Origin of the sequence: Aquimarina aggregata, from assembly GCF_001632745.1 — a bacterium.
In the GTDB taxonomy this organism is placed as follows: Bacteria; Bacteroidota; Bacteroidia; order Flavobacteriales; family Flavobacteriaceae; genus Aquimarina; species Aquimarina aggregata.
Window position 1 is genome coordinate 1 of the sequence record NZ_LQRT01000003.1, and the last position, 23,458, is coordinate 23,458.

The following is a 23,458-nucleotide window of genomic DNA, read 5'->3' on the forward strand; positions in this document are numbered from 1 at the left end:
CCTTTGCATTGCCAACAGGAAACATTACGGTTGATGAAGGATATGATCTTACTGCAGTTGTAAATGCATCTGATTCCGATGGAACTGTGGCTAATGTAAAGTTGTATATAAATAATGATCTTGTTCGTCAGGAGAATAAAGTCCCATATGAATGGGGTCATGATACCTCTCCAAACCCTCAAGAATTAAATGGATTGGGTACAGGTTCTTATACGTTTAAAGCGATTGCCACAGATAATGATGGAGCCACCAATCAAGTAACATTTACACTAACAATAAGAGGAACAGATTCAGGCAACGGAGATACATGTTCCTTTGGAGCACCTATGAGCAGTGGTTTAAGCGCTATGGATAAAGTAGCATACTCTAATGTTCATATTCTTGGAGATAACGGGCCCAATCTTTCTAATTTTAGAAAATTCACAATCAATTGGGTACCACAAAATAATGAGTTGTATCAATTCGCAATTAATACTAATAATGGATCACCAGATTGGTATGTGGATTTTAAAAATACGATGTCTTTTCAATTAAAAAACACAAAACCAGAAGTTACATTAAATAATACCGGTTTTAATGGTTTAGATGGGGCCTATTGGGTTGCAAGAGATGGAAACAATTTTGTACTGGTTTCGAAAAACCGAAATTTCACAATCTACTTTAGTAATTCTGCATCTGAGCCTAATTGTAATAGTTCAAAACTCGTAGAAGACATATTACAAATTAAAGGATATCCTAACCCTGTTGTTGCATCCTTATATACAATTACTGGAATGTTACCCGGCCTAAAAAAGCTACAAATAGTAAGTCTAGATGGACGAGTTTTAAAGGAAGCCAATACAGAAAATACAACCGAGATCCTAGAGATTTCAGAATTACCATCTGGGTCTTATTTTTTATTGATAAAAGCAACTAGGTTTCAAAAATCAATATTGTTTGTTAAACAATAGTATTAAATGCATGATTTGACAAAGTATGTTTAGAAATGTAAAATAACACATCAAAAATATCTAAATACCATTCTAAGCAATATAATTTAAATCTTAATTGTAAACCCAAACGAATTCAATTATGAAAGAAATACCTATAACTATAAAAAAGTTTAAACAACTAACAAAACACAACAGTCTTGTTACGGCAACATTAATATTGTTTTTAATGCTCTTTATCAGTAAGCTTTTTGCTATTAATCTAACAACATCAACCACTATAGTCTCTTCCTCATACGATTGTGCGTCTTCAGTTAACATGGCTACGATTAGACCAGTTACTTCTGGTTTGTGGACAGACACATCTATCTGGCCTAATGGTATAAAACCAACTACAAATGATGATATCATTATTCCATCAGGAATTGATCTAAAGATGGTAGGTACCTGTAGAGCCAAGAACATCACCGTACAAGGAACACTAAGTGCTGTTAATTATCAATCTCAAGGTGCCTGGATCGAATTACAAGCTCAAAGTATTATGGTAGCCAATGGAGGTTTACTAGAAATAGGAACCGAAAACCAGCCTTATTACGCAGATAAAAGTGCGAATGGTGTTAGATGTCAAATAACACTTACAGGTAATAAAATAAACAATTCCCCTGCATCTTATAAAGCTATCATGGTTATGGGTGGAGGTCGTTTGGAACTACACGGAAAAAAAAGAAAGAGTTGGACCAATCTTAGTACTACTGCCAATCTAGGAGCTACTAAAATTACCTTAAAAGAAGCTATTGATTGGGAAGTAGGAGATAAAATTGCGCTTACCGCTACGGGTTTGGCTAGCTCATCAACCAAAACTTGGAACAATGTGGACGAAGCTGAGGTTACTGCTATTAGTGATGACAGAAGAACTCTTACATTAAAATCTCCGCTAAAATTTAAGCATATCGGTGGATCTAAAACATATGCAAGAGTTCAAGATGGAAAGACCTGGAATGTAGATATTTATGGAGAAGTAGGTTTGTTATCACATTATATCAAGATTCAAGGTAAAATGGATGGAAACAATGAACAAACTGGATTTGGAGGTCACATTATGCTCATGAAGAATTCTGCTGCTCATGTAGAACACGTAGAACTCTACAAAATGGGACAGAAAGGAATTTTAGGCAGGTATCCGTTTCATTGGCATCTAAACGAAGATAAAGCAAAAGGAAGTTACTTAAGAAACAGTAGTGTACATAAATCCTTTAACCGTGCCGTAACGATTCATGGTACAGATTATGTAACAGTAGATGGGGTATTTGCTTATGACCATATCGGGCATGGGATCTTTTTTGAAGATGGGGGTGAACGATTTAATACTCTCAGAAATAATGTGGTATTTGTAACAAGACGACCAAAATCAGGAGAAGAGTTAACCCCTTCTGATAATCAATTTAACGCTCCACAAAATAGAACACCTTCGTCGTACTGGATCACCAATCCTAATAACTACTTTGAGAATAATATCGCAGCAGGTACAGAAGGAACTGGATTTTGGTTTGCATTTCCTGCAAACGGAGCTTTATTCGACACTGGAAAACTTGATTATTATAAAGGCAATCCACTTCCTTGGAAAGAAAAGTTAGGAAAGTTCAAAGGATTTGTTGCGCATACATGCATGACTGGTTTTGATGTATTTGATCAATTAAATGATGATCACTCGATAAAGGCTAATTTTGGTTGGGACATAAGCGCTCGACAATTAATTGAAAACGGATTATTTTATGGAAACGATCAGGCAATTTATTCTGGCCTCGGAGTAAATGGGCAGAATAAAAATACAGTTTTCTATAATTGTGCCTTTAGTGATAATAAAACTATCTCTATGCTAGCTGGTGATCTCACCATAGAAAATAGTCTTTTTAATGTGGATACAGACTTAGGTGTTTTTAACGGTGTACGTGAATTCTTCAGGTTTTACGACGGTCCAGGTAGACATATCGATTGCCATTTTGAAGGATGGAATCGTTCTAATGCAGAAATGATTAAACAAATTACTGGCGGAGGTGCCACAGAGAATTTCAATCCTACATTTCGTGGAACTACCAAAGGATTTTCTGAACCTTTCCCATTTAGATTTTTCCCTTTGCCTAACACAGATGCTACGCGAACGAGAAAAATAGGTCAATTTTTCAAAGATTATGATGGAACTTTTTTAGGGAAACCAGGTACACTTATTAGAGATGTAGCCTTTCTTAGAGATGGACATGAGTATAGACATCCCTCTTGGAGAAATGCAGCTCGATCAGATTATTACTTTGCATCCTTATGGATGGCTAGAATAAATGCAAGTGGGAGCCGAATATCAGTAGTTCGTTCAAAATCAGGTACAGATGATGTTTGTTTTTATGAGTCAGGAGATAAATCATCTGGCACTTATAAATTTCCGCAAATTGTAAATAAGAATTTTATGTATACCTATTATTTTGATAGTGCTCCTGCGAATAAAAGCATATTGCTTATCTGGAATAGAGGGGATGCCGGAGATTTAGGATTGGCATGCTTCAAAGGTTTAGGAAAATTAGGAAATTTTAGAGTCAATGGATCTCCGCGATTAAATTCTATTGCAGCAGTTGAAAACGCAACAAATAATGGATATTTTATAGCCAACAATGGGGATGTTTATGTTAAGTTCAGGGCTGTTGGAGGTGACACCAGAGTTAATGTTACTTTAAATTGGGATCATAATGGAAATTTTCAGCCGGCCACTCTTCCATGTACAAAAAATGATCTTGATGGGATTACCGCTACTGATAGTGATGGTGATGGAAGACCTGACATCGTCGAAACAGAAACTTGCGGAAATCCAAATAATGCCTCTGATTTAAACTTTGCATTTAATCAAACGGATGAAGGGTTTCAAAAAGTTAATTTTTCTGCTAGTAATGTAAGCAGTAATGTGTATTGGTTAGTCAGAGTGGATAACTCTAATGATCCTTATATCGTAAAAAGTGGATTAAAATTTAGCGGTAGTCAAGTACCAAAAATAAAGATTAGGGCAAAATCCGAAGCTGCTGGTGCTTTCCAGTTATTCTGGGCAACTACGGATCAAACAGGATTTACAGCAACTCGCTCTGTAACCGTAACTCCTAAAACCACGAATATATTTGAAGAACTTGTTTTTGATATGAGTAATCTTGATACTTGGATGGGAAAAACAATTACTAAAATTCGATTAGATTTTCCACCAGATACATCAGCATCCAGACATACATTTATTGATTATATTCAAGGTCCTAATGCCTCAGATACCCCTTGTGATCTTACCCCAGAAATTGTGTTCACCAGTCCAACTAATAGCCAATTAGACGAAGGTGATGATTTAGGTGTGGTAATTTCTGTGAACAGCGGACGTGTTTCTAATATTAAACTGTATATAAACAATGTGTTAGTTAGACAAGAAGGAGTCGCTCCTTATGAGTGGGGTATAGCAAATGTGACACAACAAGATCCTATGTTATTAGATCTTGCAGCTGGAACATATGAACTAAAAGCTGTAGCAACGACACCCAATAATAAAACTATTACCAAAACAAAAACGATTACGGTAAATGATCGTGCAAATGTAGTCACAATACCAGGAAATTTTGAAGCCGAAGCTTTTACTAATATCTCCGGAAACTTACAAATAGAAAACACACCTGGTGGTGGGCAAAATCTTGGATTTATTCGTAACAGCGACTATACCAACTATCAGGTTAATGTTGTGGAGTCAGGAACTTATGATCTTACAGTATTTGCTTCAAGTTTCAGTAATAGCGGTAGTATAAAAATCTATTCTAACGATTCGTTAAAAGGATCTTTAGAAATTCCCAACAATGGCAATTGGCATTCTTATCAATCCTATACAACTTCTATATCACTTGCCAAAGGTGTTCAGACATTACGATTAGTATACACAGGAGGAACAGGTTACCTTTTTAATATCGATAGAGTACAAATAGCTCAACCTGTACGCATCGAAAAAACAATAACCCTTTCTCCCGTACATGATGCTTATCTGGATAATAATGCACGATTTAATAACACTATGATACGTTTAGAAAACGGAAGACGTATCGGATATTTGATGTTTGATCTATCCTCTATTAATGGGACTATCACTAAGGCCGATCTTATATTCAATGTGTATGGTGATTCAGGAAACGGAAATCTTACAATCAATAAAGGAAATACAATAAATTGGACAGAAAATAACTTGTCCAACACCAATAAGCCAGCCAAAGGAATTCAGTTAGGAAGTCTTAATGATAGTTTCTCTATCGGGGATACTAAAAAAATACCTTTAAATAGTGCTCATATATCAGGAAATAAAATATCCATTATTTTAGAGACCTTGTCTGGCAATGATTTCGCTTTTGCTTCTAAAGAAAATGGAACTATATCAAAACCACATTTGGCTATTACGTACAGAACCAATAAAGATGATATTGACGCTTCTAGTAATATTAATTTGTTTCCAAACCCCGTAAATGATATACTAAACATAACAGGTTTACCAATTTCAACCCATACTTTAGAAATAAAAGATTTACAGGGAAAAAAAGTTAAATCTTTTATATCTAAAAATACTACTATACAAACCCTGAATATTAATGATATACCATCTGGGGTGTATATTTTGATTATTCGAGGTTATAAATTAAATGAATCTATGATTTTTGTTAAGAAATAGAAAACACCATTGTAGTAAAAGGAAATAAATTACAAGGGCAGATTGGTTTTAATTAACCTATCTGCCCTTGTAAATTTTTATGATTGTGAATTCATATTTTAAACATTTCAAAAAACACCTTACCCCTATTTTCTAACTTTTCATCGACACTTTAACTAAAATTAAAGCACTTTTCACTCAATAAAATCATAATTATGTTATTTTTGAGCATGGAAAGTGTGAAAAATTCTTCTTTTTATCAGGATGCAATACAGGAGATTAATTACTCCTTTGGTGACTTTTATTTATTTGATACCTATGTAATCGGAGAAGTAAATAAAGATGTTGTTTTTACTTGGGAAGATCATGCAAAAATACTAGTTGAAGAATTAAGTGAACTTTATGATCAAAATGGGCAAGGTTTAGTATATATAACGAATCGTATTAATCCTTATTCTGTGGTGCCTAGTGATTGGCTAAAATTCTACAAAAATAGGTATTTACTAAAGGGATATGGCATTGTAAGTTATAATCAAAAAGGGATGCTAAACTCATTACTTGAAAAGCTTTTTATGCGTAATAAACTACAAAGTTTTAGTTCTTTGTCTGAGGCCATATCTTGGGCAAAAAGTTTATCCAACAAAAAAGACAATGCGGCTTAATCAACTATAAATCATTAACTTTTTAAAATAAAACTAATCCAATACTGGCAGCTTAAAATCATCTAATACACTTTTTTGTTTCATAGCTGCTTCAACATCTTCAGATTTTCTTGGTGCCATTTCGGATAGATTTATCGGGCCATTTTTTGTTATTAAAATATCGTCTTCGATTCGTACACCTATAGTCCACCATTTTTTATCACAATTACTTCCTTCGGGAATGTAAATCCCCGGTTCGACAGTAATTACAGTGTTCTCTTTAAAGTTGCCATATGTGCCCTTATCATGAACATCCAAGCCTAAATAATGAGAAGTACCATGCGGAAAATACATTCTAGCCTCTTCTTCTTCTTTTACAATACCTAATGTAATTAAACCCTTATTAATGACCTTTCTAGCCGCTTTTTCTGAAGCGCTATAAGGAGCTCCAACTACAGCCGCTTTTATACCTGCTTCTTGGGCTTCATATACCAAATCATATATAAGTTTCTGTTCTCTAGTAAACTTTCCGCTAACGGGTATTGTTCTTGTTACATCTGCAGTATAACCGTGATATTCTGCCCCTAAATCCATCAAAACTAGCTCCCTCTCTCCAACTTTTGGTTTATTATTTTCTATATAATGTAAGATACAACCATTATTTCCTGCTCCTACTATAGACGGATATCCTTCATATTCTGCTCCATACTTTTTATACACAAACTCATGTATGCCCTGTATCTCGGTTTCAGAAATATCTGGTTTCATTGCTTTCATGACTTCAAGTTGTCCTACTGCAGAGATTTCTACAGCCTTTTTTAACAATACTAATTCTTCTTTAGTTTTTGTTTCTCTTAATGTATTCATAATCTCTTCCAATAGACTAGAATTCAATTTGTTTTCAGTAACTTTTAATATCATTTTCTCCTTTAATTCCTTTCGAATAGCATCATCTTTAGCATTAATAAATCCACTAATCAATTCATCCGATTTTAAATCTTCATAAAAATTAAGTACTCTACCTAAACTTTGGGCAACATTAGCACTATTTTCTATTTCTGTTGCCATTATTCTTGTATAAATTTGTTGCTTTACAGGGTCATAATCGGCGGGATAATTTACTTTTGTTTTAAAGAACTTTACTAGATTAAACAAATCCTCTTTATTACTTCTTGAGTCTCTATAATCATTCTTAAAATCATATACCATTACATACTCAAAAACGTCAAAATTAATTTCGAAATTAAAGAAATCAGCAGTACTAAAAACTTGCTTAAAGCCTAGTTTATTTTTTACTCCTGAGATACCAAGTCTTTTCCCATTCCACATTTCTTCACGGGCATTCTTTTCTCTAACAAAAATTATTTCGTTGTAAGTTTCATTATCACTATCTGTTCGATTTTCAGAAAAAATCAAAAGAACAGCATTAGGTTCTTGGTAACCAGTCAGGTAATAAAAATCAGGATCTTGATGATACACATAATCTACATCATTAGCTCTATTTCTTACTGGATTTGTAAAGAAAACTGCAACACTATTTGCTGGCATTAGTTTTCTGACTGCATCTCTTCTACCTTTATGAAACTCTTTAGATAAAAAATCTGTAGGCTTTTCCTGTGCAACAGAAACAAAAAAAGTTGAAGTTATAATGACTAAAAAAATACAGAATCTCACAATATTAGCATTTATGATTTAACCTAAAGTACTAAATCAATCTATGTATATCCTGTTCTTAACAAACTTTTAATTATTCTAATATATGTAGAATGAAGTCAAGAAGTAAAAAAACAATTTCGCTCTATTAAGTTGGTATAAGATCATACCATCAATTTTGAAGAAAACAATACGCTATCAAAAGGCTATTTAAGAAATACCTTGCATCGTTATTAAAGTAGTAACCCAAACAATTACTGATGAGAAAAATATGCCTACGCTATTTGCTACAAAGGCTTTTCTCTTTTTTATTTTAAATAAGTATGTTGCTATACTACCTGCATAAACTCCAGTTCCAGGAAGGGGAATCATTACAAACAATAAAAGACCCCAAAAACCATATTTTTGAATTTTCTCTCCGGATCCTCCTTTTGCTCGTCTAGCCACAAAAATTGCAGCTTTTTTGTAAAAATTCCATCTTAATAAATAATTATTCACTCTTTCTAAGAAAAATATCATGATAGGAAAAACAAGAACGTTGGCTAAAAAACATACCGCAAATACCAAATAGATGTTTACTCCATTAAACATTCCATATGGTATTCCAACTTTAGCCTCTCCAAAAGGAGATAAACTCCATAAAATAGCAATTATAATATCCTGTATCACAAACAATTTTTCTTAAAAGCCTACAAATTTAGTGTTCTTAATTATGATTTCTATAATTTTAAATCATAAAAAACCATTAAATCGGTATAAAAACTCGTACTTCTTTTAATAGTCGTATAATATTAATTTTAATTACAACACCATCTAACAACTTGAAAATAAACAAATTAATATTTATTTTTTTCTTTGCTCCGGCATATTCTTAAAAAAATATGAAATAGTTAAATTGCAATGTTAAAAAAACAAATTTTTATGGGTAATGTTACTCATCTAAATTGTTTTTATATATCGTTGCTGAAAAGATAGCAAGCTTAAAACCTTATTAATGTATAACGCTTTTATTTCGTACTCTCATGCTGCTGATGGCATGTTGGCTCCTGCTCTTCAAACTGCTCTAGAAAAATTTGCAAAGCCATGGTATAAAGTTAGAAACCTAAATATATTTAGAGATACGACTAGTTTATCAGTTTCTCCCCATTTGTGGTCGAATATTCAAAAAGCATTAGATAAATCTGAGTTCCTTATATATATGGCTTCTCCTCTATCTGAGAACTCAAAATGGGTTAACAAAGAGGTAGACTATTGGTTGGCTCATAAATCACTAGACACCTTATTAATTGTTTTAACAGAGGGAGATATTTTTTGGGACGATGAGAACCATACTTTTTCAGATCCAAAAAACAACTCACTTCCTGATGCTCTAGATAGAGCATTTTCTCAAGAACCATTTTTTATAGATTTACGAACATCTAAGACACATGAAGATTTATCTTTGAACAATCCTATTTTCAAAAAAGAAGTTCTTAAAATTGCTGCACACTTGCACAAAAAAGAACCTAAAGATATGGCAAGTGCTGCTGTGTTAGCACATCGTAAAATGATCTGGATTAGAAATGGTGCTATAAGTGTATTATTAATACTTGCAATTTTATCAATTTCGCTAGGATTACGTGCAACAAAAAATGCAGAAGCAGCCATTAACAACGCCAAAAAAGCAGAAATAAATAGATTAAAAGCCGATAGTACTGCTCTTGAAGCTTCAAAACAAAGAGATAATGCTATAAAAGCTAGAAAAGAAGCCGAGTATAACGCTACTCTTGCAAAATTACAAAAAGATACTGCCCAGATAGAAAGAGATAATGCTTTAAAACAAAAAAGTATTGCAATAACAGAACGCAATCGTGCATTAGGTAATTATCTTATCATGGAAGCAAATAAACAAAGCCTCTATAACCCCACATTAGGTTTACAATTGGCAGATGCGGCCCTAGATAAATTACCTTTTAACCAAGAAATTAATACCGATAGGATCAAGATTTATAAGGAAAATGTCTTTTATAAGAATATTGGAAAATTTGAAAAAGGGATCTACAGTGCTGTATTTTCACCAGATGGAAAAACTATTATTACAGGTTCTGAAAATAGTATCATAAAACTGTGGGATTTAAAAGGAAATCTTATTAAAGAATTCAAAGGACACTCTGATGTTGTTTCTGCTATCAAATTTTCCCCCGATGGAAAAACTTTTATGACTGGATCAGAAGATGAAACAGCTATTTTATGGGATCTCAAAGGAAATATCATTCAAAAATTTATAGGGCATACAGCAAGAATAATCTCAATTTCTTTTTCGCCAGATGGAAATAAAGTAATTACTGGTTCCTGGGATAAAACTGTTCGGTTATGGGATATCAAAGGTAATCTCCTAAAAGAATTCGAAGACCATCCCCAATATCTTTCTTCTGCGGTTTTCTCTCCAGAAGGAAATACGATACTTACGGGTTGTGGTGATAAAGTAGCCCGGCTATGGGATTTAAAAGGAAATCTTATTAAAGAATTTATAGGGCATACTAGTGATGTAACTTCGGTTGTCTTTTCTCCCGATGGCCAAACGATTCTTACTGGATCAGGAGATAATACAGCACGTTTATGGAGTTTAAATGGGAAACTTATTCAACAGTTTAAGGGGCATTCTAAAACCATTACTTCTGTTTCCTTTTCTAATGATGGAAACATTATCCTGACCACTTCTATGGATTCAACTGCTCGTATCTGGAATCTAAAAGGAAAATCTCTTTATCACCTTAAAGGACATTCTGATCTTATTTTTTCGGCAAACTTTTCACCTGATGATAAAACTGTAGTAACAAGTTCTCTTGATAAAACTGTTCGGTTATGGGAGTTAAAAGGAAAATTAATTAAAAAATTCAAAGCGCACAATTATATCGTGCAATCCGTTTCGTTTTCTCCTGACGGAAGTAAAATAGTTACAGGTTCTGCAGATAAAAAAATACGCCTATGGGACAAAGAAGGAAGTTTTATACAAGAATTTAAAGCACATGATGAAGCTGTTTTTACAGTTTCTTTCTCTCCAAATGGAAAAACTATACTAACCGGATCTGCAGATGATACTGCCTTTTTGATTGATCTAAAAGGAACTATTTTACAAAAATTCATAGGACATAACGGTAATATATTCAGTACTTCATTTTCTCCAGATGGTCAAAAAACACTTACAAGTTCTCAGGACAAAACCGCACGACTATGGGATTTAAAAGGAAACCTTATTCAAGAATTCAAAGGACATATTAAAGGAGTCTCATATGTTATTTTTTCTCCAAATGGAAATACAATACTTACAGGATCAGATGACAAGACAGCTATATTATGGGATGTACGAGGAAACATCATCCAAAAATTCAAAGGACACTCAAAAAGTATCTATTCTGGTGCGTTTTCTCCTAATGGAAAAACAATTGTAACGGGTTCTTTAGATAATACTGCCCGTTTATGGAATCTAAAAGGACAACTTATTCAGGAATTTAAAGGCCATTCTGAAGGAATTACTTCTATAGCATTTTCACCAGATGGCACTATGATACTTACTGGATCATTAGATAAAACTGTACGTCTTTGGGATTTATCTGGCAATATTATACACATTTTTAAAGACTCTATCTATGGTATTGATGCTGTAAATTTCTCTCCAGATGGAAATACTATCATAACAGGTTCTTGGAATGGTAGTATTCATATATGGTCTGCACCTATATCGATATCTAGTTTTTTAAAAAGCAATAAAATTCAACCATTACACAGTTCTCAAAAAGAGAAATTTGGAATTTAGTAAACTACCTCGGGGCAAACCCGCGGGGCATCGGTTTGAAAATAATTTTAATTTCGGGGCAAGCCTCGGAGCATTTAAATCTCGATTATCGAATAAACCTTGTTTTCTGAATTAAATCCTAAGCAATTTTCGCAGGTAAAGAAACCTGAACATGATCCATATATTTTTGACGATATCGATTAGGAGTTTCGTCAATATTTCTTTTAAAAAGTCGATTAAAAAGTGAAACACTATTAAAACCACAATCAAAAGCTATTGTTGTTATTGTAGCATCAGTATTGACTAATAGATTACATGCATTTTGTATTCTAATTTCTGTTAGTACTTGCTTGAATGTTTTTCCCGTGCTTTTTACAAAAAAACGGCAAAAAGAACTTTCTGTCATACCAATTTTTTGAGCTACTTCTCTTGTTGATATACTAGCATGATATCTGTCTTGAATAATTTCATAAACTTCTCTTATTCTACCAATATTTACAACAGACAGTGATAGATATTGTCGAGCGTCTAAACTTTGACAAGAAACCTTAGTAAATAATTGTAAAACTTTAAAAAGTTTAAATAGTCTTTCTAGAGGGGGTAATCCTATCATTTGTTTTATTTCTTCTCCCACTAAGTGCTTATCAACTCCTTTAACACTTAAACCTGCACTTGCCATAGTTAAAAGTCTATCCACTCCTTCAAATTCTACAAAATATTTACTAGCCTCAATAATATCTTCACCCTTAAACTGAATTACGTACTCCTCATAATTCTCAGATTCAAAACCTACATTAAAACAATTATGTGGTATGTTAGGTCCTAATAAAACTAAATCTCCATCATTAAATTGACTGATTCTAGTACCAATAAATCGTTTTCCTTTACCAGTTGGTACATATACAATTTCAAACTCTGGATGAAAATGCCATCTCCCCCCGTAAGGCATATAAGGAGGTTTAAAATAAAACGCTTTAAAAGATGAACCAGATTGAGATATTACTTTTTCAAACGAAGCTTTTTGCATACTTTAAATTATCTATCTAAAAACAACTTAATGACAATTTAATGCAAAAAATAGCATAATAAGTTAAAAAGAATATAAAATCTTAACAATAGATTTGAGAAATACAAATTACTCTATTTTCACATGTATAACCTTTTAATACTGAAATTAAAGTAGGTTCTTACAAAAATCAAAACATAACAAAATATGTACAACGTCATAAAATCGTTAATTATAATGTTAAAACGTAAGTGATATCACTATATTTAATACTGAATTTCTATAATTTTATAGAATAGTTATTTGATCATCGTCACGATTTACACCATCATAAAAATGAATAAACACATCAAATCATCAATACTAATTATTAGTTGTTTTGCTTGCTTCATACTTGCAAGCTGTTCAAAAGAAAAAAAAGCCAATAAAGAATCTATTACCATTGGCACAAAAAAAGATAAAAAGAGTGTCCAAACTACAGAAAATTCTGAAGTACCAGTTATGTTAGATAATAAAGGGATTGGACCTATAAAATCAATAACTTTTTCGAATCAAATAGATCAAGCTCTCGCCAACACAGGAGAACAACTTTTTAAATCTAAATGTGTTGCTTGTCATAAAGTTGATAAAAAATTCATTGGTCCACCTATGATTGGAATTTATAAGAAACGTAGTCCAGAGTGGGTTATGAATATGATAATGAATCCTGATGAAATGTTAAAAAAAGATCCAGTAGCCAAAGCTTTGTTCGAAGAATACAATAAAACGATCATGATCAATCAAAATATCCCCGAAAATGAAGCTCGAGCTATGGCAGAATGGTTTAGAACTTTAGAATAATCGCTTAAAAATAGTCAGTTTTATATGAAAAATGAACCACAATATGATGCAATAGTTGTAGGAACGGGAATTAGTGGTGGCTGGGCCGCCAAAGAACTCTGTGAACAAGGACTAAAAACATTAGTCTTGGAACGAGGACGTATGGTACGCCATATCGAAGATTATACTACTATGAATGATGACCCATGGGATTCAGATTTTAAAGGTAGACCCACTAGAGAGGATGTTGCCCAGCAGGAAAAACAACATCGAACCGGCTATGTTACTGCAAAAGAACATCGCCACTTTTTTGTAAACGATCTTAAACACCCATATAATGAAACAAAACGTTTTGACTGGATTCGCGGATATCATGTAGGTGGAAGATCATTAATGTGGGGGCGACAAAGTTATCGCTTATGTGATTTTGATTTTGAAGCCAATAAAAAAGAAGGAATTGCTGTAGATTGGCCTGTACGCTATAAAGATATTGCTCCTTGGTATGATAAAGTTGAAGAATTTATTGGAGTAAGTGGCGAGAAACTAGGGCTAGATCAGTTACCAGATGGTAAATTTCTTCCTCCTATGGAGTTAAATTGTGTTGAAGACCATTTAAAATCTAATATTTCAGAAAATTACGACGATAGATTATTAACTATTGGAAGAACGGCTCATATTACAGGTACTAAAACCTTTGAGGGGCGTATGAATTGCCAATATCGAAATCGTTGTATGCGTGGTTGTCCCTTTGGTGCATATTTTAGTAGTAACTCTTCTACGCTACCTGCCGCAGAGAGAACTGGTAATATGACATTGCGTCCAAACTCGATTGTACATCAAGTTATGTATGATGACAAGACTGGTAAAGCTACTGGCGTTAAAGTTATAGATGCTGAGACTAAAGAAACTATGGAATATACTGCTAAAGTGATTTTTTTATGCGCTTCAGCAATTGCTTCGGCTAGTATTCTAATGCAATCAAAATCAGAAAGGTTTCCTAATGGATTAGGAAATGATTCTGGAGAACTAGGCCACAATATCATGGATCATCACTTTACTGCCGGTGCTTTTGGCACTTACAATGGTTTTGAAGATAAATACTACAAAGGTCGAAGACCCAACGGAATCTATATTCCTCGTTTCAGAAACCTTGGCGGAGATACTGATCAAAAAACATTTAAACGTGGTTATGGATATCAAGGAGGTGCCAGTAGAAGTGATTGGAGAGAAACAATTGCCGAATTAGGTTATGGTACGGAGCTTAAAGAAAATATACTAAAACCCGGTAAATGGAGAATTGGATTAATGGGCTTTGGAGAATGCCTACCCTATCATGAAAATAAAATGACTTTGGATTATGACAAATTAGATGAATGGGGGCTGCCAACCATTACATTTGATGCTGAGTTTAAAGAAAATGAACTCGAAATGCGCAAAGATATGGTATCGCAAGCAATGGAAATGCTAACAAAAGCTGGTTTTACTGATGTAGAACCTTGGGATGTTATCGGTGCACCAGGATTAGGAATCCACGAAATGGGTACGGCCAGAATGGGTAGAGATCCTAAAACTTCTGTACTTAATAAACATAATCAAATCCATGCTGTCCCAAATGTTTATGTTACCGATGGCGCTTTTATGACCTCTGCAAGCTGTGTAAATCCTTCATTAGGATATATGGCTTTTAGTGCAAGAGCTGCGAACCATGCAGCACAACAAATTAAAAAAAACGCTTAATTCTTTATGATTATGAATAGAAGACAAGCCTTAAAAAATATTGGACTATCTGCAGGATACATTGCGGCTACTCCAACATTGTTAAGTATTTTACAAAGTTGTACCAGTGAAATTAAGTTAAATTGGACACCTGAATTACTTTCAGAAAACGAAGCCAAAATATTAGATCAAATTGTTGATCTAATCATTCCCGAAACAGATATTCCAGGAGCTAAATCTCTTAATGTTCCTATGTTTATAGACAAGTTTATTAATAATGTCCCTAAACAAAAAGATAGTGAACGATTTAAAAAAAATGCAACATTACTAACAGAAGCTTTAGGTATTAATGAAGATAAGCCTGTTAAAAAAGTGAAAATCGAAGAATATGATGCCATATTAAACAAATACCTTAGATCTTCTAAAGAACAACAAGAAGCTTATCAAAAAGAAATGTGGGGAATAAAAACACCAGAAGACTTAGAAAAAGTCTCTAAAGATGCTCGTATTTTTTCTTATTTATCTTCAGTAAGAGACATGTCTATCTGGGGATTTAAAGCAAGTCAAGAAATTGGTGAAAATGTATTAGCGTATGCTCCTGTACCAGGAGGACAAGTAGGATGCGACTCCTTAGAAGAATTAACACAGGGTAAAGCCTGGTCACTATAAACATAGGAATAACAAAACAATAACCATGCACAAAACCATCATAAATGGGCTTATATTACTAATGATTTTAGGCTCTTGCAAACAAAAACCCAAAGAAATAATCGAAGTTGAAAATACCGATAAAGAACCTGTAACAGAAGTTTCGAAAACAATAGCTAAACCTTTTTTTAAACTATCCTTAGCACAATGGTCACTGCATAAAGCTATGCAGTCTGGAGAAATTGATCCTAAAGATTTTGCACAAAAAGCTAGTGAATTAGGTTTTGAAGGAGTTGAATATGTAAGTCAGTTATATGCAGAGGATCTCAAAAAAGATGCTGACCCTAAAAAAGCAATGCAACAATTACTAGAGGTCTTACTTGCAAAAAGTAAACAGTACAAAATGCAAAATCTAATTATCATGGTAGATGGCGAAGGGGATCTTGCTGTACTAGATGAGAATGAACGAAATGAAGCTGTCGAAAAACATAAAAAATGGGTAGATGCCGCACAGTTTTTAGGTTGCCATTCTATTAGAGTAAATTTATTTGGTACAAATGATCCGAACAAATGGGTAGATGTTGCTACAGACGGTCTAAGCAAACTATCAGATTATGCAGCATCAAAAGATGTTAACGTAATTGTAGAAAACCATGGGTACCTTTCTTCCAATGCATCCTTATTAATTGAAGTCATGAAAAAAGTAAACAAACCCAATTGTGGTACTTTACCCGATTTTGGAAACTTTTGTCTAAAACGTAAAGACGGAGTGCGATGGGGAGCTAGTTGTATCGAGGAATACCCTAAATATAAAGGAGTAGCAGAAATGATGCCTTATGCAAAAGCCGTAAGTGCTAAATCTCATGATTTTGATGCCCAAGGTAATGAAACAAAAATAGACTATAAAAAAATGCTCGACATTGTTAAAAAAGCAGGATATAAGGGTTTTATTGGTGTCGAATATGAAGGAGAGCAACTTGAAGAAATCAAAGGAATAATAGCTACTCGAGATTTATTAATCAATGCCGCTAAACAACTTAACTAACCATTTATGAATAAGATAGCCCAGTTTCAACTATCGTTGATGATGTTTTTAGAATTTTTTATTTGGGGAGGATGGTTTGTAACCATGGGGATATATTTACCCAACACACTTAATACAAGTGGTGCCGAAACAGCAATGGCATACTCTACCCAATCTTGGGGAGCTATTATTGCACCATTTATTATTGGATTAGTGGCAGATCGTTTTTTTAATGCAGAAAGAATACTTGGTATTTTACATATTATAGGTGCCTTTTTAATGTATCAAATGGCTAATGCCTCAGATTTTAGCGCATTTTATCCTTATGTACTAGGATATATGATTGCATACATGCCTACATTAGCGCTAGTTAATTCTGTATCTTTTAATCAAATGACAGATCCATCGAAACAATTTCCATTTATACGAGTCTGGGGAACCATTGGTTGGATTATAGCTGGATTGGTTTTCATTAGTCTTATTTTTAACTGGGATTCACCAGATAATATTGATCTAGGAGCTTTAAGAAATACATTTTTAATGACCGCAATCGCATCCGCTCTATTAGGGGTTTTTAGTTTCACATTACCAAAAACTCCACCTAAAAGTGATGAAAAAGTTACTATTTCTGATATTCTTGGTCTAGATGCTTTGAAGTTACTGGGTAATAGAAATTTTTTGGTTTTTTTCATTGCATCAATTTTAATTTGTATTCCTTTAGCATTTTATTATCAACATGCTGGACAGTATCTAGGTGAAATCAAAGCATCAGTAGTATTTTATAATAAAGAAATTGGACCTGCAGGCTTAATGACTATTGGTCAGATGTCTGAAGTTTTATTTATGTTACTACTACCCTTTTTCTTTAAAAAATTTGGTTTCAAAAAAACCATACTGGTAGGTATGCTTGCCTGGACGGTACGCTATCTATTATTTGCTTATGGTAATTCCGGAGAACTTGTATTTATGCTTATTACAGGAATTGCATTACATGGCATATGCTATGATTTTTTCTTTGTTTCGGGCCAAATATATACAGACAGTAAGGCTGGTGAGAAATTTAAAAGTGCCGCTCAAGGTTTAATCACCCTAGCCACCTATGGATTAGGAATGCTTATCGGTTTTTACGTAGCAGGAAAAATAACAGATGCAAATATTGTAGGAGAAGGTCATGATTGGATAAGTATCTGGATTTTCCCAGCTATATTTGCAGCAGCGGTGATGATACTCTTCGCCGTTTTCTTCAAAAATGAAAAAATAGAATATAAAGAATAAAAGATATGACCCGATTAAAAATGGGAATGATAGGTGGAGGATTAGGTTCTTTCATAGGAGATGTACATAGAAAAGCAGCTGGTTTAGATGGAATGATTTCGTTGGTTTGTGGTGCTTTTTCAAGTACCGAAGAAAAAAGTATTGCTTCTGCAAAAGCTATTGGTATACCAAAAAGCAGAGCATATGGTAGTTATCAGCAAATGATTAAAGCAGAGGCTAAACTTCCTGAAGATGAACGAATGGATTTTGTAGCTATTGTAACTCCAAATCACATGCATTTCCCCCCTGCAAAGATGGCATTAGAACATGGTTTTCATGTGATCTGTGATAAACCATTGTCTTTAAACATGGAAGAAGCTATCGAACTGGAAAAAATAGTACAGTCTACCGGTAAAGTTTTTGCCTTAACTCATAATTATACAGGATATCCTATGGTGAAACAAGCTAAAGCCATGATTGCCAAAGGAGATTTAGGTACTATAAGAAAAATTAATGTTCAATATTTACAAGGTTGGCTTTCTTCTGCTGTAGAAAAAACAGATCACAAACAAGCAGCATGGCGTGTAGATCCGAAACGATCAGGAATCGGCGGTGCCCTTGGAGATATCGGCACTCATGCTGAAAACCTAGTTGAATATATATCAGGGATTCATATTAATGAACTTGCAGCTGATCTTACTGCTTTTGGAGAAGGAAGAACACTTGATGATGACGGTAATATTTTACTACGATTTGAAAATGGTGCTAAAGGTACTATGACATTTTCTCAGATTGCCACTGGTGAAGAAAACGGATTAGCCATTAAAATTTATGGGACAAAAGGAAGTGTTGACTGGCATCAAGAAAACCCAAATGAATTGGTTGTAAAATGGTTAAATCAACCTAAACAAACGTATACACCAGGAGGTAATGGCGGGTATCCAGAGGCGTCTGAATATGTGCGTATTCCTGCTGGACATCCTGAAGGGTATTTAGAAGGTTTTGCCACTATTTACCGAAGTTTTGCTAAGGAGCTAAACCATGTAAAACAAGGAAACTCCCCTTCTTCTCTTCCTGATTTTCCAACAGTTCAAGATGGAGTACGAGGTATGAATTTCATTTATAAAGCTGTAGAAAGTAGTTCGAATAATGCCAGTTGGGTAACATTAAAAAGTTAGAGCATACTATTGAAATAAAAAATCATAAAAAATACTGAGCAATGAAAACCATTAAAGGGCCTGCTGTTTTTTTAGCACAATTTATGGATGATAATCCTCCATTCAATTCTCTAGATGGACTCTGTAAATGGGCATCCGATTTAGGTTACAAAGGAATTCAAATACCTACCTGGGAAACTAGATTGATTGATCTGGACACAGCTGCAAATAGTCAAACCTATTGTGACGAATTAAAAGGAAAGATCGCAGATTATGGCTTAGAAATCACAGAATTATCAACACATCTACAAGGGCAATTAGTCGCTGTGCACCCAGCATATGATCTTATGTTTGATAACTTCGCTCCGGATGATTGTAAAAACAATCCTAAAAAACGTACTGAATGGGCGGTGCAACAAGTTAAAAATGCAGCTATAGCAAGTAATCGCCTAGGAATTAAAGCACACGCTACTTTTTCTGGTGCATTATTATGGCATACCATGCACCCATGGCCACAACGTCCTGCTGGATTAGTAGAAATGGGATTTGAAGAATTAGCAAAACGTTGGCTTCCTATATTAAACCATTTTGATGAAAATGGTGTAGATGTATGTTATGAAATTCATCCTGGTGAAGATCTACATGATGGTGTTACATTTGAACGATTTCTTGAAGCTACCGGAAATCATAAACGTGTAAATATCCTTTATGATCCAAGTCATTTCGTATTACAACAATTAGACTATCTTGAGTATATAGATCACTATCATGAATTTATCAAAGCATTTCATGTAAAAGACTCTGAGTTTAATCCTACAGGAAAAAAAGGGGCTTTTGGAGGTTATAGCGAATGGATTGATAGAGCTGGCAGATATCGCTCTTTAGGAGATGGACAAATAGACTTTAAAACTATTTTCTCTAAACTAACTCAATACGGTTGCGATGTATGGGCAGTTATGGAATGGGAATGTTGTATAAAATCTCCTGAACAGGGAGCACGAGAAGGAGCTAAATTCATACAAGATCATATTATTGAAGCTACCGAAAAGACTTTTGATGATTTTGCGGGAGCGAGTACCAATAAAGATATGCTAAAAAAAATATTGGGAATTTAAAACGTTTATAAAAAGCGAAAAAAATATCATGAAAAAATTAACATACTACCTACTCATTACAATTGTTATTTGTTCTTGTAAAGAAAAAACAGAAACAGCAGTGATTGAGAATCCTAAAGAAGAATCAAAGCCAGTAATACAAGAAAAGGAAATTACTGATCCTAAAGAAACCGAAGTCTGGGATCCAGAACCAAAAACTGTTTCTTTCAACCAAAATAACGTTCCTTCTGACGCACTAGTGTTATTTGATGGTACAAATCTAGAGGCTTGGGTATCTTCAAAAGATGCTACTCCAGCTAGCTGGACAATTAATGCTGATCAAACTATGACCGTAAAACCTGGAGCTGGTGATATACAAACGAAACAAGACTTTGGTAGTATTCAGTTACACCTAGAATGGAGCGCTCCCGATAGTGTTGAAAGCGAAGGACAAGGACGTGGTAATAGCGGTGTTTTTTTTCAGAATAAATATGAAGTTCAGATACTAGATAGTTATCAAAATCCCACATATTCGAATGGTCAGGCCACTTCTATATATAAACAACACATTCCTTTAGTAAATGCTACCAAAGCTCCCGATCAATGGCAAACTTATGATATTATCTTTCATGAACCTGAATTTGATAGTTCAGGAAAAAAGGTTAAATCTGGAACTTTTACTGTAATTCATAATGGTGTTTTGGTACAAGATCATGTTGAAATTTTAGGTTCTACAGAATATATCGGCCCTCCAAAAAACGAGGCTCATAATAAAGGCCCCATTAAATTACAAGATCATAGTAATCTAGTACAATATCGAAATATTTGGGTGCGAGAATTATAGTATTAAAGCTACCTATATCTTTTTTTTATTTAAGATAGATTTAATCCTACAAAAAAATGGGAGAAGTTATAACTTCTCCCATTTTTTACTCAAAAAGTTTATTATCTTAATAATACTTTAATGTATATGAGGGCATTCTCCCTGCGCAGAGTTACAAACTTCAATACGACTTAATCCTCCTCCTGCTCCTTTTATGGTTTGTAATTTTAGTTTTGAAATAACCTCTTTTTGAAGTTTTAATGTCTTAATTTCTTTTCTTTTTTTCATTACTTGAAATTTAATTTATGTATTTAACTGAAAAGGAAATTAATCAGAATTAATCTAATCTTGAATAGTTCATTCTTGAAATTTATAAATCTCTACTTTAAATTTATAAATATAAACACATAAATAAATAACGAATTTATTGTGATGATGAAAGGGGTATCGTAAAATAAAAAGTACTTCCCTCTCCTACTTTGGAGGTCAACCAAATTTCTCCGCCATGAGATTCTACTATTTTTTTACAATGCGCCAACCCTATACCCGTTCCTTGATATTGTTCTCGAGAATGTAATCGTTGGAAAATAGCAAATATCCGTTCTTTATGCTCTTCTGGTATTCCGATACCGTTATCTTTTATAGCAAATTGCCAAAAGTCATTTTGTTGATTCTTAGATTTGTTTTTCTTGCTACAAGAAATTTTGATTTCAGGTACAACACCATCTGCTCTAAACTTAATGGCATTACTAATAAGGTTTTGAAATAGTAATCTAAGTTCTATTTCAGAACCGGTTACAGTAGGTAGTTTTCCTATTGTAATCTTTGCTCCTTCTTTATCGATAACACTTTTTAAATCTGCCTTTAAATCTGCAAGAACATTGTTTGTATTTACTTTTGCGTATTCTTTTCCTCTTCCTAATCTAGAATATTCCAGCAGAGCGTCTATCAAATTCTTCATTCGTAAACTAGCATCTTGTATAAAGTTTAAACTTTCTTTCCCAACGCTATCAATACGATCTCCGTAATCCTCGACTATTAAACCAATAAAACTAGAAATTGTGTTAAGTGGTTCTTGTAAATCATGACTAGCTATATATGCAAATTGTTCTAACTCTTTATTTTTAGCTTCTAATGCTAACGATTGCTCATAAATAGCCTGATTCTTTTTTTCTAATTCGATATTAAACTTCTTTTTTGCTAAATACCCTTTATAAATAAAAAAGCTTCCTAAAAGAATAAGACTAATAAGGGCAATGAGTAATGAGTTAATCTTTTTTTGTGTGCTAAGTCTTACATTCTGTCGTGTTAAAATTTCGTCTTGTTGCTTAATCTGCTTACTTTGCTCTTTAAGAAAGTCCTGTTGTTTCTGTATTTCTTGATTACTTTTTTCAATTTTTGCTTCTTGATTTTTAATAAATGTAATCTGCTCTTTAATGCTTTTCTCTAGTTCTAGTTCTATCTGTTCTTTCTCTTTATATTTTTTTTGCTGTATTTGACTTTCTGTATATAGATTAATTATTTTGTTCTTACGTTCAGTAATTTCTTGATCCTTTGTTCCTATTTCCTTTTCTTGATTTGTAATCTTTCTATTTTGATATTCAATTACCTCTTCCTTATTTTTAATAATATTTTCTTGTTCTTCTGTTTTTTCTTGGACTTCATTTAGCGATTTTTCGGTCTTTTTATATAATCGCTTCCATTTTTGTGAAGAACTAATGGCATATCTTTTTAAGGAAGGAGCTACCGCAAACCCTTCTCCTTGAATACGATCTAAACTAATTTCATATTCAAAAGAGTTTCCTACTGCGACCATATTAATCATAGAAGCATTGTAATTATAATCTTCTGTAACTAATAAAACGTTCTTTTTTGAGATTTTGTTAAGTATATAACCAATAGTGTAATTGTACTTGTTATTTACATATAGTAGTTGGACATCTTTAATTTGTCGAATAGAATTAAATCGTACTACCTGAACTGGTTTGTTATGAATTTTTCTTTTCTGCGCCATAGCCTGAAGGTCAATAACTGTATGATCAGGGCCTAATACTCCTATTTTAAAAGAAGATTCTTCATCTAAATTTGGCCAACTAACTTGTTGTGCAAAATTGAAGATAAAAATTCCTCTTTGCAGCCTTTTTACCTCTTCATTAGTTTCTTGAGCTTGACTGTTATAACAAAACAACACAGTCAAGAAACACAAACACATAAAAG

Annotated in this window: 17 protein-coding genes; 12 read left to right on the forward strand and 5 right to left on the reverse strand. The window is 33.5% G+C overall.

Annotated elements, in window-relative coordinates; translation table 11 throughout:
- The 3 genes from AWE51_RS06100 to AWE51_RS06110 form a co-directional block, all read left to right on the forward strand.
- The coding region (locus tag AWE51_RS06100) for an Ig-like domain-containing protein (RefSeq protein WP_157766031.1) at nt 1-950 on the forward strand (950 nt) is incomplete at its 5' end.
- Between the two features lie 121 nt (nt 951-1,071).
- Nucleotides 1,072-5,652: a carbohydrate-binding protein gene (locus tag AWE51_RS06105; protein WP_066311023.1), complete on the forward strand. Its 4,581-nt coding sequence runs from the start codon at nt 1,072-1,074 to the stop codon at nt 5,650-5,652.
- A gap of 194 nt (nt 5,653-5,846) precedes the next feature.
- The gene (locus AWE51_RS06110; RefSeq protein ID WP_232517349.1) at nt 5,847-6,293 is read left to right on the forward strand and encodes a hypothetical protein; all 447 of its coding nucleotides are present in this window, start codon (nt 5,847-5,849) and stop codon (nt 6,291-6,293) included.
- 33 nt (nt 6,294-6,326) lie between these two features.
- Here the strand turns inward: AWE51_RS06110 and AWE51_RS06115 are convergent, their stop codons facing one another.
- Both AWE51_RS06115 and AWE51_RS06120 read right to left on the reverse strand, forming a co-directional pair.
- A complete protein-coding gene (locus AWE51_RS06115; RefSeq protein ID WP_066311026.1) occupies nt 6,327-7,946 on the reverse strand; it encodes an aminopeptidase P family protein in 1,620 nt (539 codons plus the stop codon).
- A gap of 189 nt (nt 7,947-8,135) precedes the next feature.
- Complete coding sequence (locus tag AWE51_RS06120) at nt 8,136-8,594, reverse strand: COG2426 family protein (protein ID WP_066311027.1); 459 nt, start codon at nt 8,592-8,594, stop codon at nt 8,136-8,138.
- A 325-nt stretch (nt 8,595-8,919) separates the two neighbouring features.
- On the opposite strand from AWE51_RS06120, the gene AWE51_RS06125 reads away from it, so the two are divergent.
- Entirely contained in the window at nt 8,920-11,721 is a 2,802-nt protein-coding gene (locus tag AWE51_RS06125) for an eIF2A-related protein (RefSeq protein WP_066311030.1), read from the forward strand.
- A gap of 118 nt (nt 11,722-11,839) precedes the next feature.
- Here the strand turns inward: AWE51_RS06125 and AWE51_RS06130 are convergent, their stop codons facing one another.
- Nucleotides 11,840-12,727 (reverse strand): AraC family transcriptional regulator, encoded by an 888-nt coding sequence (locus AWE51_RS06130; protein ID WP_066311033.1) that lies wholly within the window; start codon nt 12,725-12,727, stop codon nt 11,840-11,842.
- 315 nt (nt 12,728-13,042) lie between these two features.
- Between AWE51_RS06130 and AWE51_RS06135 the strand changes: the two genes are divergently transcribed.
- Genes AWE51_RS06135 through AWE51_RS06170 form a run of 8 tightly spaced genes read left to right on the forward strand, consistent with a single transcriptional unit; the run spans nt 13,043 to nt 21,262 of the window.
- Complete coding sequence (locus AWE51_RS06135; protein WP_099098770.1) at nt 13,043-13,546, forward strand: c-type cytochrome; 504 nt, start codon at nt 13,043-13,045, stop codon at nt 13,544-13,546.
- A 24-nt stretch (nt 13,547-13,570) separates the two neighbouring features.
- Nucleotides 13,571-15,262, forward strand: a complete 1,692-nt coding sequence (locus tag AWE51_RS06140; protein ID WP_066311035.1) for a GMC oxidoreductase — start codon at nt 13,571-13,573, stop codon at nt 15,260-15,262.
- A 12-nt stretch (nt 15,263-15,274) separates the two neighbouring features.
- Nucleotides 15,275-15,910: a gluconate 2-dehydrogenase subunit 3 family protein gene (locus tag AWE51_RS06145; RefSeq protein ID WP_066311647.1), complete on the forward strand. Its 636-nt coding sequence runs from the start codon at nt 15,275-15,277 to the stop codon at nt 15,908-15,910.
- A gap of 25 nt (nt 15,911-15,935) precedes the next feature.
- Entirely contained in the window at nt 15,936-16,934 is a 999-nt protein-coding gene (locus AWE51_RS06150; RefSeq protein ID WP_066311036.1) for a sugar phosphate isomerase/epimerase family protein, read from the forward strand.
- 6 nt (nt 16,935-16,940) lie between these two features.
- On the forward strand, nt 16,941-18,188 hold the full coding sequence (locus tag AWE51_RS06155) for an MFS transporter (RefSeq protein ID WP_066311043.1): 1,248 nt from the start codon (nt 16,941-16,943) through the stop codon (nt 18,186-18,188).
- 5 nt (nt 18,189-18,193) lie between these two features.
- A complete protein-coding gene (locus AWE51_RS06160; RefSeq protein ID WP_066311044.1) occupies nt 18,194-19,345 on the forward strand; it encodes a Gfo/Idh/MocA family protein in 1,152 nt (383 codons plus the stop codon).
- A gap of 41 nt (nt 19,346-19,386) precedes the next feature.
- The gene (locus AWE51_RS06165; RefSeq protein ID WP_066311047.1) at nt 19,387-20,439 is read left to right on the forward strand and encodes a sugar phosphate isomerase/epimerase family protein; all 1,053 of its coding nucleotides are present in this window, start codon (nt 19,387-19,389) and stop codon (nt 20,437-20,439) included.
- 28 nt (nt 20,440-20,467) lie between these two features.
- Entirely contained in the window at nt 20,468-21,262 is a 795-nt protein-coding gene (locus tag AWE51_RS06170; RefSeq protein WP_066311049.1) for a 3-keto-disaccharide hydrolase, read from the forward strand.
- A 117-nt stretch (nt 21,263-21,379) separates the two neighbouring features.
- Here the strand turns inward: AWE51_RS06170 and AWE51_RS26400 are convergent, their stop codons facing one another.
- Entirely contained in the window at nt 21,380-21,529 is a 150-nt protein-coding gene (locus AWE51_RS26400) for a hypothetical protein (RefSeq protein WP_157766032.1), read from the reverse strand.
- A 136-nt stretch (nt 21,530-21,665) separates the two neighbouring features.
- Nucleotides 21,666-23,453 carry a YfiR/HmsC family protein gene (locus tag AWE51_RS06175; RefSeq protein ID WP_066311053.1) on the reverse strand — a complete coding sequence of 596 codons (1,788 nt, stop codon included), beginning with the start codon at nt 23,451-23,453 and terminating at the stop codon, nt 21,666-21,668.
- Between the last annotated feature and the right edge of the window lie 5 nt (nt 23,454-23,458).